Source organism: Thermosulfuriphilus sp. (assembly GCF_054026695.1).
The window spans coordinates 31,581-44,421 of sequence record NZ_JBPMLP010000001.1; the positions used below are offsets into that span (position 1 = coordinate 31,581).

Genomic DNA, 12,841 nt, shown 5'->3' on the forward strand with positions numbered 1-12,841 from the left:
TCAACCTTGATGAAGGTCCTTCTAGAGAGCGTTCCCGGGGGAGCCGTTCTTATTAGTCCCGACCGGATAATCATCTACTGGAATCAGTGGGCCGAAAAGATTACCGGATATCGGGCTCAGGATGCCTTGGGAAAGCGATGTTTTGAATTTCTAAAAAACCCGGCTTGTGAGGCCTGTCGACTTTTTGATCGTCCGTCACCGCCACCTATTTGGGGCCAAGAATGTATCCTCAAGGGCAGCTCGGGACAGAAGATCTATGTCCTCAAGAATGCCTCGGTGCTTAAGTCTCCAGAGGGCCATCCAGTTGGGGCCCTAGAGATTTTTATTGACATTACCGCTAAAAAAATGGCCGAGGAGCGCCTGGTCCAGCTAGAGAGACTCAAGGCTCTTGGAGAACTGGCGGCCGGTGTGGCCCATGATCTTAACAACGTCCTCACCGTGATTGAGGGCAACCTTAGCTTGGCCAAAAAGGAATGTTCCCCCAAGGCCCAAAGACGCCTTGAGGTTATAGAAAAGGCCGCCCGGGATGGGGCGGAAATCGTTCAGAGAATCAAGCAGTTTGCCCGGTTAGGTCAGGCTGGAGAGATCTATCCAGTAGCCATCAATGAGGTCGTCCTTGACGCTATCAAGATGACCAGGCCCCGCTGGAAAACTGCGGCCCAAAGTGAGGGGATTCACTACGAAGTCCGGACAGATCTCAGATCGCGTTCTTTTGTCTTAGGGAACGCCTCTCAGATTCGGGAAATCCTAACCAACCTGATCATAAACGCTCTTGATGCCATGCCTCAGGGAGGAATTATCGACATCCGGACCGAGGATCTCGACTCTCAGGTAAGGCTCATCGTTAAGGACACTGGCTGTGGTATCCCGCCAGAGATAAGACCTTACATATTTGATCCTTTTTTTTCTACCAAAGGGGAGAAGAGCTCCGGATTGGGGCTTTCCATCTGTTATAGTCTGGTACGGCATTTCAGAGGAGAGATCGAGGTAGAGAGCAATCCTGGCAAGGGAACAAAGTTTATCATCACTCTACCCAAGGCCAAGGATCCCTCTTTAGAGGCCGAAGAGGAGCCGGAGTCCAAGGAGGTAGCCATGACGGCCAAGATCCTCGTGGTCGAGGATGATCCTTTTGTAAGGGACCTTTTAGCCGAGATTCTAGAGACCGCTGGTCACCAGGTAGAATTGGCTACCGACGGTCAAAGTGCCCTGGAGCAGTTTAGCCCCGGTCTTTATGATATTGTCATTACGGATCAGAGTATGCCGGGGATAAGTGGCCGACGTCTGGCGACTAGCCTTAAAAATATAGATCCCGAGGTCATCATAATTCTAGTCACTGGCTGGCAGACCTCCTCTGAAGAGCTTAGAGAAAGTGGAGTTGATTACTTTCTGGCCAAACCCTTTAAAATAGAACGGGTCCTTTCCCTCATCCAACAGATTCTTGAGAAGACCCATCCAGACGACCAAGTTCAAGCGCCGCCTGATAGTTCCGTTGGACAACGGGACTATCAGGCTTAAGTTCCAGGGCCTGCTTGCATAAGGAAAGCCCTATCTCCACGTCTCCCTCGATTTCCATAAAGGCCAATCCCAGATAGCTTAAAGATCGGGCATCATCAGGCCGACGCCGAACGGCTTCTTTAAGGGCCCCAAGGGCTTCCTCAAGACGTCCACTCTCAAAGAGACTCTCCCCTAAAATCCCCCAAAAACCTTTTAGATCCTGGGCTTTGTCTTTGATTCCTTTGAGGAGTTTCACCGCTTCCTCAAAACGTCTTTCTTTTATGAGTAGCCTGGCCAAGGCCAGGGCCACCTGAGGATCTTTAGCAACATCAAAGGCCCTCTCGAGGTGTTTGATGGCCAAGTCCGGGCGCCCAAGGCGGACGTAGAGAAGGCCTAGATTGTGGTGAAGTATCGGGTCTTGTGGGCTCAAGGCTAAGGCATCCTTAAAGATGCGGACGGCTCTCCGAGGCCGATCTATCTCTGCCAGGACAGTCGCCAGCGAATTGGCAGCGTCAACATTTTGGGGATTGAGTCTAAGGGCCATCTGGTAGGCCCAAACAGCTGCCCCCCGGTCATTAAAGGAAAGATAAATATCCCCTCCGACCTGGAAGGAGAGGTCATCAAGTATGACCTTGGCCTCCTGACCCAGAAGTCGGGCATGTTCGAAGGCGAAAAGGGCCTGGGCGAGGGGGGTTCTCTTTGAGGCCAAGGCGCTGATCTCTACTATCCCCACGGGTCCGGACTTAAACCTTCGGGCCAACTCTTGGGCCGAAAGGGGACTCAGGGCGATCTTTGTTCCCCCTTGATCAAAGAGAATCTTCAAGCCAGGGATTCCCTGGCCCCTAAAGAGAATAAGGCTTTGGTGGCGCGGGAGTGTGATCTGCTTTGGCCTTAGGCCATTGAGGCCAAAACGACTTAAGAATTCTCTAGCCGAAGGCGAGGAAAGTAGGCTGAAGCCAAAGGCCTGGGCCAGGTCGAGAAGTTCTAGGGCCTCATTAATCAAGATTCTGCCCGGGGCTCGGGCGTGGATAATTGGCCCCCTTTTACCCTGTTTCCAGAGAGATAGAGAGAGCTTTTGGACCCTGTCTTCTAGATCTTTCCCTAAAAGGGCCTCAAGACGATTCGTAACAGCAAAACCGGGGTCTTCCCCAGAGAGCCCAAAAGGATAAATAAGAAGTTCGAGTTCCTCGTCTATCTTCTGGAGCTTAGCCCTGAGAAAGGAAATATTGGGTCGTCCAGTTAGGTCAAAGAGAGTTATTCTAAGCTCTCGGACTCTATTGAAGATAAAGGAGGCCAGAAGTGGAGCCCATCTTTGGAGCTCTGGACCCAAGACGCCCGGATCTATTTGTTCCAGATGGACCGTTCCTAGGGAGAGACCATCTAGACTCAAAGGAATGGCAGCCCTTTTGCTTAAAAGATCAAAGAAAAAGACCTCTTCCTGCCCTCCAGGGGGAACATATTCCACCTTACGGGCTGGTAAAAGCCCCTGGAGCGATTCAGTAAGGGGTTCCCGAAGTTGACGAAGATCAGAGACCTTCAAGGGCCTGCTTGAGACCTCGGACGACAAAGGGAAACTCCTCATCTTTTATAGTGCGGACATCAAGGAGAAGGACTTCCTCTTCAATTCTGGCAACAATGGGATAATCGAGCCGTCGGAGTCTCTCCTCAATGATTACCACCGGATGGCTTTGGGACCGAACAAAGATAGCTCTAGAGGGGATGTTGGCCAAGGGTAAGGCCCCTCCGCCCACCTGAGAGAAAACCTTAAGGAGCCCAAACTCTGCTCCTTTTATCTGCGCTTGGCGTATACGTCGAAGGAGCCGTCTGGCCCGCCGACTGATCTCTTCTTCGGTCATGGTCAGGAGTCTTAGAGTCGGAATGGTTTTGATGGCCGTTGCTTCATGGCGATAAAGGCGCAGAGTGGCCTCAAGGGCGGCCAGGGTGAGTTTATCTATCCGGACAGCCCGATTTATGGGATTCTTCTTGATCTTGTTAATAAGATCGGCCCGGCCCAGGATGATGCCGGCTTGGGGGCCTCCCATGAGCTTGTCTCCCGAGAAGGTAACCACGTCGACACCGGCCTTCAGGATCTCCTGGACGGTAGGTTCCCGAAGAAGACCATAGCGGGAAAAATCTATAAAACAGCCACTGCCTAGGTCCTCAACAGCTGGGAGATCATAGCTGTGAGCCAGTTGGGCCAAGTCAGCACTTGAGACCTCTTTGGTAAAGCCTACTATTTGAAAGTTGCTCCGGTGGACTTTCATCAACAAGGCGGTCTCCGGGCCAATGGCCGCCTCATAGTCTCTGAGATGGGTACGGTTGGTGGTGCCTACCTCTCGGAGGATGGCCCCTGAACGGGCCATAACATCGGGGATACGGAATGAACCTCCGATCTCGACCAGCTCTCCCCTGGAGACAATGACCTCCTGATCTCTGGCCAAGGTCTCCAGGGTGATCAAGACGGCAGCTGCGTTGTTATTGACTACCAAGGCCGCCTCGGCCCCAGTAAGTTCACACAGAATTTCTTCTACATGGGCGTAGCGGGAACCGCGCTGGCCTTTTTCCAGATTAAATTCAAGGTTGGAATAACGGTCGGCCACGGAGAGCATCTCTTCGATGGCCGCCTTGGGCAGTAGGGAGCGGCCGAGATTGGTGTGAATGACCACTCCGGTGGCGTTGATCACCGGCCTTAGGCTGGGATTAAGCCGTCTTTTGAGTTCCTCAAGGGCCCGTTGAAGAAGAAGCCGGCGGTCGGGGGGGCGGGGGGTCTCCTCTTCCAGAATACGTCTCCTTTCGGCCTCCAGGACCGTTCTTACACTGTGAGCAATCAGCTGATGGGGCAGACCAGGGAAGTCCTTTTTCAGGAGTTCAATTAGCTCATTGGTCTGAGGGATGGCCCTCAGAAGAGGCTGTTTGGCTATCTTATTCTCCATGGGGCTTTTTTATCTACAAAGCCCTTTCTGCTCAAGTTTTTTTGCCCCTTTCAGTCTGATTTTTCGGTTATCATATATTCCATGAGGTTTCCCTTAAAGATTAATATCGTCCAGGTTGGTCATCCTAAGGCGGCCTTTGTCAAAAAGGGCCTTGAGACCTATCTTCCAAGGCTTAAACGGTATTTGGCTGCGGTAGAAATGATAACTATCAAGGACTCTGGCCTCAAAAAACCAGAGGAGGCCCGAAGGTCGGATACCAGACAAATTCTGGCCCGTCTCCCGAAGAAAGGATACGTCATAGTCCTTGATGAAAAAGGAGATGATCTGACGTCTTTAGAGTTTGCCGAAATGCTTCGACGGCTAACTGATCAGGGAATCAGAGAGATCTACCTAGTGATTGGTGGCCCCTACGGGCTCTGCCAAGACGTAAAAAAGAGGGCCAAGAAAATCCTGGCCCTCTCACGCTTGACCCTACCCCACGAACTGGCTCTCCTCATCTTGGTGGAGCAGATCTTTAGGGCCTTAACGATAATCTCTGGTGAAGGCTATCACCACTGACGGGATCAGACGGATTCGACGGCCTTGACCTCAGGAACTTCTTTTTTCAAAAACCGTTCGATTCCAGCCTTAAGGGTCATCTGAGACATAGGGCACCCCTTACAGGTGCCAACTAGCCTGACCTTGACGATTCCCTCTTCGGTGATCTCGACTAATTCTACATCTCCGCCGTCTGCCTGGAGCATAGGACGGACTTTTTCCAGGGCGGCCTGAACAGCTTCCTTCATAAAACCCTCCTCTTGGGGATTGTTAGAGGCATGCTAATCGGTAGGGGCCTTTCTGACAAGGACTTTAGAGCCGACAGAGCCCATCCTGGCACCCCTGAAGTTCGGTTTTCCCCTGGCCTTGGAGATTACTGGTTGCCAGATAGGTGATGATGTCCTCAAAGGCTGTAAGGGCTCGCCCGTCGTCAAGCACCAAAATGGGAAGTTTTTTTTGGGCGGCCTCAACTAGCCCATACCAGGCCAACTCTGCTAGAGCATCGGCATTGTCACCGGTGAGCTTCTCCTCACGAATCCCCAAGGACTTGAAGTCAAAGAGCTTTTTAAGGGTCTGGCAGAGGCGGCAATCGTCTTTTGTAAAAAGGATCATGGCCTTCCTCCTTGATTTTTTTAAGGTTAAGGAATGTGTGCTGTCTCTATCCACGGGGCCGTCTCCTGAGACAGCCCCGTGGATAGAGGCTAAAAGTATCCTTTATTGCGGAAACGATCGGAGAGTTCACCCCTTTTGCCCTTGTTCCAGGAGGAGATACGAGTGAAGTATCCAGTGATCCTGGTAATCCCATCGACATTGCTACTTTGGCAAAAGGGGCAGCGGTCAGAAAGACCCCGGGTGGTTCGCCCGCAGTCAAGGCAGTGGGTAAACTCCGGGCTGAAGGCTACCTGGTCATTCTGGGTGTGACGGAATATTTTGACCACCAGATCACAGAGGGCGCCGGCATCCGGTCGGGCCTCCCCAAGCCAGATGTGGCTGATGGCCCCGGCCTCGATAAGGGGGTGAAAGAGACCTTCATAACGGATGCGATCAATAGGGGAGACAGGGGCACCGACGTTAAAAAGGGTAGAATTGGTGTAGTAGACCTCACCCCGGGTCGGATTGCCCTTGATGACCTTTTCGGCCTCTGAAAAATCTTTGAGATCCAGCCTGGCGAAGCGATAGGCTGTGGATTCAGCCGGGGTCTGTTCGAGGACAAAGCGCATTCCGTATTCCCGAGAGAGTTTTTTGGCCACTAGGTTCATGTGGGCAATAATCTTTAGTCCGAACTTGAAGGCCTCTGATGATTCGTGGAGCTCTTCTCCTAGATGATACTGAACCATCTCGTTGAGGCCGACCATGCCGATGAGATAGGTGGCCCGGTGAAGACGAAGATATGGCTCTCCATCAAGGTCCATGTTGAGCATGGCCAGGGGACCGGTGTTCCCGTAGGCTAAGAGCTTTTCGATAAAGGCCTTTTTTTCCCGATGGGCCTGGGCAGCCAAAAGCATGCGTTCGGTAAGAAGGCTGAAGAGTCGGGTGTCGTCTCCCTTGGCTTCATAGGCAATCCGGGGGAGGTTGATGGTTACGTTCTGGAGGGCCGAATAGCGCATCTTCCAGGGGGTATTGGCATCGGCCAGATCCTGTTCTTCAAGCTTGAAGGACAGACGGCAACATTCCGAGATCTTGGCTGTCTCACCCCGATCAAAGACAAAATAGGTATTTCCCTTCTCAGCTGCTACCTCACAGATGTGGCGGAGGAACTTCTCCCAGCCCGGGGTATGGAAGAACTTCTCGGTGATGTGGACCAGAGGCTTGGGGAAGAAGAAGGGGCGGCCAGCCCCGTCTCCTTCGCGATAGACTTCAAAGATGGCCCAAAGGAAGCGCTGGGCCTCGGGAAGATATTCCCCATAGGTCTTGCCAGTATATTTACCACCCGGACCGATTGCCGGTACATTCTCGAAGTGCTTGGGGACTTCCCAGTAGAGATTGATGTCTGAAAAAATGGCCTGGCCTCCCCTAGCTACGGCCTGCTGGCTGTATTCAAAGACGAGCATCTGGGCCAATTGCTTGACCTCGGCATCAGAACGTCCCTCAAGATAGGGAGCAAAAAATAGATTTACCGCATCCCAGCCAATGGCTCCGGCAAAATGGCACTGAAGGGCCGCCGAAAACTTGACCATATGAGCCAGAAGGACTTCAGGATGTTTGGCCGGCTTGGCCATGGCCAAGGAGTGAGGTAGGTTGAGGCCGAATTTCTTGATGTATTCCAAAGACTGACCAGAACAGTAGGGACGATCAATAAAACCGAGATCATGAAGGTGGATGTCTCCCCGCATGTGGGCATCGGCCACCTCAGCAGGGAATACGCGGAGAAGGGCATATTCCTTCTTGATCCACTCGGCCAAGGTCAGATTGGTAGCCTCCGGGCCATGGGGCACATTGGCATTTTCTTTATTTGGCTGGACAAGAAGACATTCCACATCATAGATGGGAGCCCCCAGACGGGTGTGCCGACGTCTGGCGTCTTCAAGACCCCTTTCGATAAGGCGGGCATTGACCAACTCCCGGATAAGGGGGGCCGTAATCATCTTAATCCCAGAGCCCTTGATAGTCTCCTCCACTTCTCGAGCTACGGCTTCAGCTGTGTCTCGATCGACCAAGGTCTCCCTCAAGAGGGCCGAGACGATCTTCTCCCGATTCCAGCCCTCCATATCCTCATCCGAGGTGCGGACAAAGAGGGCTACATCTGTGGCGTCAGCGGGAACCTCTTTTCTCTTAAGCTCATAGACGGTGGCGGTCATCCCATCCTCCTAAGTGATCTTTAAAACGAATAAAATCCAACATTTAGGGTATAATTAGCAACTGGCTACTATATATAGTATCTTGATCTTTGGGTCAAGCTAAAAATCATTCTCAAATTTGATTATTTTTTAAATGGTGAATAAGGGAGAAGATTTTCTCTAAGGGGATAACTCCCGGGCGGATGAGGTGGATTTTTTCTCCCTGGACAAGGATCACCGTTGAGGGATTTCCTCCTTCGGTCTTGCCGGCATCAAGGATGAGGTCAAGGCTTTCTCCGAAGTAGGCTTTGACCTCATCAGCTGTGGTTGGCGGAAGGGCCTCGGCGGGGTTGGCGCTGGTGGCCGTGATGGGGCCGCCAAATGCTTTTGCCAGCCCCAGGGCTACAGGATGGCTCGAGATCCTTAGGGCTACAGTACCATTGGGGGCGAGGATTGTCTGGGGCAGACCGATTTTGGCCTTGGCCACAATGGTAAGAGGCCCTGGCCAAAAGGCCTCAATAAGCCTTCTGAGCAAAGAAGAAGGCTCTTCCCAGAGGCGAAAGGCCCAGGAGATATCAGGGATGATCAGGGGAAAGGGTTTCTCTGAGGGGCGTTTTTTAAGCCGGCTCAGCCGCAAAAGAGCCCTCTTATTAAGGGCATCTACAGCGAGGCCGTAAAAGGTCTCGGTGGGGAAGGCGACAAGGCCTCCCTCTTTGAGCACTTGGACGGCCTTCTCCAGGATTTCCTTTAAAGACTTAGTTTCAACCCTCAGGAAAATGGTCCCCATTAGCCCTGAGCCAGTTTGGCCCGGTAATCAGCTAGCCTTTTGGCCACCTCAGGGTCGTTTAAGGAGATGATCCTGGCGGCCAAGACAGCGGCATTTATGGCCCCGCTTTTGCCAATAGCCATAGTGGCCACCGGGATTCCCTTGGGCATCTGGACGATGGAAAGCAGGGCATCAAGCCCCCCCAGAGCTGCGGCCACCGGGACCCCTATTACCGGAAGTTCGGTCTGGGCGGCCAAGACTCCAGGCAGGTGGGCCGCCAGTCCGGCCACGGCAATAATGACCTTAAGGCCTCTGGCGGCCGCTCGGGTGGCATACTCCCGGACTTTTTCCGGGGTCCGGTGAGCCGAGGCAACGACCACCTCATAGCTAAGGCCCAGCTCTTCCAGAGTCTTTTGGGCCCCTTCGATCACTGGTAGATCACTTTTGCTCCCCAGGACGATGCCTACCTGAGGGGGGCGAAGGCGCCTCAATGCCCGAGCGCCGATATCATGACGGAAATAGCAGCCCTCCCAGGAGATCTTCTCTACGGCCTGATAGGTCCGAGAGATGGCCTCAGCAATATCCTTACCCAAAGCGGTGACTCCCAGGACCCGTCCGCCGGCGGTGATAAACCGACGTCCTTTGCGGGCAGTGCCAGCATGGAAGACCTTGACGTCCTTCATCCGGCCAGCCGCGGCCAACCCTCGAATAACCTTCCCGGTTTCATATTTGCCGGGATAGCCTTGAGAGGCCATGACTACACAGACCGCAGGCCTTTCATCCCAGGTGAGCTCTATCTCCTTGAGCCTTCCCTCAAGGGCGGCAACCATGGCCTCGGCCAGATCTCCATTGAGGCGCATCATTAGAGGTTGACATTCCGGGTCTCCGAAGCGACAGTTGAACTCAAGGACCTTGGGGCCATTAGAAGTGATCATCAATCCGGCGTAAAGAACCCCCACATAAGGGCGGCCCTCTTGAGCCAGAGCGGCGATGGTGGGCCTCATGATTTCGTTCATGATCCGTTCTTCGAGCTCGGCATTGATTACCGGAGCCGGTGAATAGGCCCCCATCCCGCCAGTATTTGGCCCCTGGTCTCCATCAAGGAGGCGTTTGTGATCCTGACTGGAGGGCAAAGGGTAGACGGTTTCCCCGTCAGTGATGACCATAAAGGATGCCTCTTCTCCCTCAAGGCACTCCTCAATGACCACCCGGCGTCCAGCCTCGCCGAAGACCTTCTGTCTCATAATGAGATCAACGGCCTCTTCGGCGGCCTCAAGACTTTCACAAACGATAACCCCTTTGCCAGCGGCCAATCCCTCGGCCTTGACAACAACTGGGGCTCCTACCTTTCTGAGATATTTAATGGCCTCATCGGGATCCGCGAAGACAACAAAATCAGCTGTAGGGATGCCATATTTTTTCATCAACTCCTTAGCAAAAACCTTACTCGCCTCGATCTTGGCTGCGGCCTGTTCGGGGCCAAAGATGCTAAGCCCGGCCCTTCTGAAGGCATCTACAATGCCTTCGGCCAGGGGTTGCTCGGGGCCGACTACAGTAAGGTCAATCCTTCTCTTTTTAGCCAAAGAGACTAGTGCCTTTATGTCGGTGGCCTTGATTGGGACACATTCAGCCTCCTGCGCAATACCAGCATTGCCGGGGGCACAATAGACCTTTTTCACCAGGGAACTCTGGGAAAGTTTCCAGACAAGGGCGTGCTCTCGGCCTCCAGAACCAACAACTAAAATCTTCATCTCTCCCTCCTACTTAAGCGACCTAGGCTGTTAAAAAAGTCCAAAATCAAGGCTCAGCGAGGATTTTGGTCTGCTATCCTATCCAGCCCCCGGCCTAGGTGTCAAGGAATGCTTGACAAAGGATGTTTAACTTAGATAGATGAATGGGTGTTCATTCAGGGGTAAATTATGAGACAGGGAGACAAAAGGCAGAAAATTCTCCAAGCGGCCATCAGGGTCTTTGCCCGCAAGGGCTTTTTTAATTCTCGCATCTCCGAGATTGCCAAGGAGGCCGGGGTGGCCGATGGGACTATCTATCTCTATTTCAACAACAAGTACGACATCCTGATCACCATCTTTGAAAAGGAAATGGGAGCCATTATTCAGAAGGTCAAGGGGGAGTTGGCTGAGATAGAAGATCCTAGGAAGAAGCTCGAACGTTTTGCCTATCTACATCTTTCCTTGGTGGAAGAGAACCGGGATCTGGCTGAGGTCATCCAAGTGGAACTCCGCCAAAGCACTAAATTCATGAAGGAGTATCGCAACAAAAAATTTGCCGAATATGTCAATATCATCTCGGGCATTGTTCGGGCTGGGCAGGCCCAAGGGGTTTTCCGCTCCGATGTTATGCCGGGGGTCTTTAAAAGGGCCTTCTTTGGAGCCCTTGATGAGATGTCCCGCTTTTGGATTCTGTCTCCCCGAAAGAAGTACAGCATTGCCACGGCCGCCCGCCAGATAAGCTCCTTCTTCCTTGAGGGCATCCTTGCCGAGGATTTTCGGGACCCCAACAACTAATTTTTTCGGTTCCGCTCCAACTCCTTTAGTTCTTTGGAGATCGAGGGAAAGAGAAAAACTGCTTCAGGATAGTTTAAAAGCTCCTTAAAGATTTTTTCAGCTCGTGATTCGTCTCCTGCCTTCTTTAGGGCCTGGGCCAGTCCGAAAAGGGCCTGGGGATTGAAACCCAGTTTGGCGCAGGCCTTCTCCAGGGCTTTGATGGCCTGGGCCGTTTTTCCGGTGGCCAGGGCTGTCTGGCCAAGAAGGAGCCAGGTGATTCCGGTCCCTGGATCAAGCTGATTTGCCCTTTGGGCTAAGGAGTAGGCCTCTTCTTTTTTGCCAAGGGCCAGAAGAAGGTCAGCCTTGGCCACTAAGAAGGGGGCTTTTTCGGGAATTGGTCCAGAGAGGGCCTGGTAGGCGGCCCTCTTTTTACCCTGTTCAAGATAGAGCCGGGCGATCATCAATCGATATGGTCCCTGAGGATCAAGTTTTAGGGCCTCTTTTAAGTGTTTGAGGGCCTTTTTCTCCCATCCCTGGCGGGCGGCAATCTCGGCCAGATAGACTAACTTCTTCGGGCTTTTTGGAGCCTCCCGGGTCCTTTTATAAAGGGCTTTCCTCTTTTGGAAGTATCTTCCCGAGAGATACCAATTGGTGTCATCTCTGGCCTGAGAGGGGCCATATGGGGACAGCAGAGGATCACCGATGACCACCTCCTGCCAGGAGAGATAGCGGAGGGAGCGGTAGAAGCTTTCGGCCAAGTTACGGCCGGCAAGATAGGCCGAAAAGAGAAGATGCGGCCTAGCACAGGCCGAAAGATATGGTTCATAGACATTTCCGGCCACTCCGGTGACTCCGGCCTCAATAAGATCGCCAATGAGGGACTGAGGGGAACCGGCAAAGTAGGTGAGCGGTTTACCAAAACGGCCGATCTTCCAGTCTACAGGGGGGCGTCTGAAGGTCCGGGCATTGGTGGAGACAAAGGTGGTGGCCAGTCCCCCGGGGAGAAAACTTAACTTGAGCCTACGGTCTCGGGGGTATCGGGGGTCATTGGATCCCCAGGAGGAGTAGCCCATGAGATTGTAGGCTTCGGTGACAAACTGGCGCCATTCAAAGACCACTCGGGTCCTTTTTTTCTTAAGGAGAAGGGCAGCAGCATAAAGCCAGTTGTCCCCTGGCCTTCTGCCCGGTGTCTTAGCGTTGAGAAGAAACTTAGGCCGTTCATAGGCCCGGGCCTTAAAAGCCCTGTCTATGAGGGCTAAGGCGGCCTCCTTAGAATAACCAGCCAATCTGGTTACCAAATAAATATCATAGTCCTGGTGTCCAAAGGGCTGATGAATGGGGGTAGCAAAATAGGGATTGGGTAAAGGGCCTGAGAGACGATGGGGGCCATAGAGCATATCCCGATAAAGGAGACAAAGCTCTGAGTCCACCGAGGCATGATGCCCTTTTCGGCCTCCAGATCCTTTTATCTTAAGGGGGATTCCTGGGGTGAGGACGATAAAGAGGATTCTATCCCACCAGGCCCGGGCCTCAATGAAGCGGGCAATAGGGATCTTTATGCTTTCTTCAAATTCTCGGCGGCTGATTTCTTCCTTTTCTGAGGTCTCAATGACCAGGAGATGATCTTTGGGAATCTGGCGCCTTTTAAGATAATAATGGGCTACTTCCAGACTGTCAGGGCTGTTCTTGTTGGCTACTACCAGGACTCGGTCTCCCAAAGGATGACCTCCCCAGGCAGGATAACCAAGGGACAAAAAAAGGATAATGAAAAAAAGCAACTTCATGATTTGTCCACTTTTGCTTGTCGAAAGACTCTCTTAAACTTTGTCG

General features: G+C 52.7%; 11 protein-coding genes. 3 read left to right on the forward strand and 8 right to left on the reverse strand.

Annotated features, from left to right (window positions below):
* The first annotated feature begins 9 nt into the window (after nt 1-9).
* On the forward strand, nt 10-1,515 hold the full coding sequence (locus tag ACXJJX_RS00150) for a two-component system sensor histidine kinase NtrB (protein ID WP_456430727.1): 1,506 nt from the start codon (nt 10-12) through the stop codon (nt 1,513-1,515).
* On the opposite strand, the gene ACXJJX_RS00155 is transcribed toward ACXJJX_RS00150, so the two are convergent.
* Both ACXJJX_RS00155 and selA read right to left on the reverse strand, forming a co-directional pair.
* Nucleotides 1,424-3,061, reverse strand: coding sequence for a tetratricopeptide repeat protein (locus ACXJJX_RS00155; protein ID WP_456430728.1), 1,638 nt, complete (start codon nt 3,059-3,061; stop codon nt 1,424-1,426). The genes ACXJJX_RS00150 and ACXJJX_RS00155 overlap by 92 nt on opposite strands.
* The gene (gene selA / locus ACXJJX_RS00160; RefSeq protein WP_456430729.1) at nt 3,021-4,427 is read right to left on the reverse strand and encodes an L-seryl-tRNA(Sec) selenium transferase; all 1,407 of its coding nucleotides are present in this window, start codon (nt 4,425-4,427) and stop codon (nt 3,021-3,023) included. Before selA ends, ACXJJX_RS00155 begins: the two co-directional genes overlap by 41 nt.
* A gap of 81 nt (nt 4,428-4,508) precedes the next feature.
* Between selA and ACXJJX_RS00165 the strand changes: the two genes are divergently transcribed.
* A complete protein-coding gene (locus ACXJJX_RS00165; RefSeq protein ID WP_456430730.1) occupies nt 4,509-4,985 on the forward strand; it encodes a 23S rRNA (pseudouridine(1915)-N(3))-methyltransferase RlmH in 477 nt (158 codons plus the stop codon).
* A gap of 5 nt (nt 4,986-4,990) precedes the next feature.
* Here the strand turns inward: ACXJJX_RS00165 and ACXJJX_RS00170 are convergent, their stop codons facing one another.
* The 5 genes from ACXJJX_RS00170 to purD all read right to left on the reverse strand — a co-directional run bounded on the left by ACXJJX_RS00170 (nt 4,991) and on the right by purD (nt 10,258).
* Nucleotides 4,991-5,212 (reverse strand): NifU family protein, encoded by a 222-nt coding sequence (locus ACXJJX_RS00170; RefSeq protein ID WP_456430731.1) that lies wholly within the window; start codon nt 5,210-5,212, stop codon nt 4,991-4,993.
* A gap of 64 nt (nt 5,213-5,276) precedes the next feature.
* Nucleotides 5,277-5,576: a thioredoxin domain-containing protein gene (locus ACXJJX_RS00175; RefSeq protein WP_456430732.1), complete on the reverse strand. Its 300-nt coding sequence runs from the start codon at nt 5,574-5,576 to the stop codon at nt 5,277-5,279.
* An 89-nt stretch (nt 5,577-5,665) separates the two neighbouring features.
* Nucleotides 5,666-7,762: an anaerobic ribonucleoside-triphosphate reductase gene (nrdD, locus tag ACXJJX_RS00180; RefSeq protein ID WP_456430733.1), complete on the reverse strand. Its 2,097-nt coding sequence runs from the start codon at nt 7,760-7,762 to the stop codon at nt 5,666-5,668.
* Between the two features lie 112 nt (nt 7,763-7,874).
* On the reverse strand, nt 7,875-8,528 hold the full coding sequence (locus ACXJJX_RS00185; protein WP_456430734.1) for an L-threonylcarbamoyladenylate synthase: 654 nt from the start codon (nt 8,526-8,528) through the stop codon (nt 7,875-7,877).
* Entirely contained in the window at nt 8,528-10,258 is a 1,731-nt protein-coding gene (purD, locus tag ACXJJX_RS00190; RefSeq protein WP_456430735.1) for a phosphoribosylamine--glycine ligase, read from the reverse strand. The genes ACXJJX_RS00185 and purD overlap by 1 nt, the downstream gene beginning before the upstream one ends.
* Nucleotides 10,259-10,426: 168 nt before the next feature.
* Between purD and ACXJJX_RS00195 the strand changes: the two genes are divergently transcribed.
* Nucleotides 10,427-11,032 (forward strand): TetR/AcrR family transcriptional regulator, encoded by a 606-nt coding sequence (locus ACXJJX_RS00195; protein WP_456430736.1) that lies wholly within the window; start codon nt 10,427-10,429, stop codon nt 11,030-11,032.
* On the opposite strand, the gene ACXJJX_RS00200 is transcribed toward ACXJJX_RS00195, so the two are convergent.
* Nucleotides 11,029-12,795 carry a TIGR03790 family protein gene (locus tag ACXJJX_RS00200; RefSeq protein WP_456430737.1) on the reverse strand — a complete coding sequence of 589 codons (1,767 nt, stop codon included), beginning with the start codon at nt 12,793-12,795 and terminating at the stop codon, nt 11,029-11,031. The genes ACXJJX_RS00195 and ACXJJX_RS00200 overlap by 4 nt on opposite strands.
* Nucleotides 12,796-12,841: the final 46 nt, after the last annotated feature.

Bases quoted from the DNA above. Each gene is read 5' to 3' on its own strand.
- ACXJJX_RS00195 (WP_456430736.1), top strand. From the start codon at position 10,427: ATGAGACAGGGAGACAAAAGGCAGAAAATTCTCCAAGCGGCCATCAGG.
- ACXJJX_RS00175 (WP_456430732.1), bottom strand. From the start codon at position 5,576: ATGATCCTTTTTACAAAAGACGATTGCCGCCTCTGCCAGACCCTTAAA.
- selA (WP_456430729.1), bottom strand. From the start codon at position 4,427: ATGGAGAATAAGATAGCCAAACAGCCTCTTCTGAGGGCCATCCCTCAG.
- ACXJJX_RS00185 (WP_456430734.1), bottom strand. From the start codon at position 8,528: ATGGGGACCATTTTCCTGAGGGTTGAAACTAAGTCTTTAAAGGAAATC.
- purD (WP_456430735.1), bottom strand. From the start codon at position 10,258: ATGAAGATTTTAGTTGTTGGTTCTGGAGGCCGAGAGCACGCCCTTGTC.
- ACXJJX_RS00200 (WP_456430737.1), bottom strand. From the start codon at position 12,795: ATGAAGTTGCTTTTTTTCATTATCCTTTTTTTGTCCCTTGGTTATCCT.
- ACXJJX_RS00165 (WP_456430730.1), top strand. From the start codon at position 4,509: ATGAGGTTTCCCTTAAAGATTAATATCGTCCAGGTTGGTCATCCTAAG.
- nrdD (WP_456430733.1), bottom strand. From the start codon at position 7,762: ATGACCGCCACCGTCTATGAGCTTAAGAGAAAAGAGGTTCCCGCTGAC.
- ACXJJX_RS00170 (WP_456430731.1), bottom strand. From the start codon at position 5,212: ATGAAGGAAGCTGTTCAGGCCGCCCTGGAAAAAGTCCGTCCTATGCTC.
- ACXJJX_RS00150 (WP_456430727.1), top strand. From the start codon at position 10: ATGAAGGTCCTTCTAGAGAGCGTTCCCGGGGGAGCCGTTCTTATTAGT.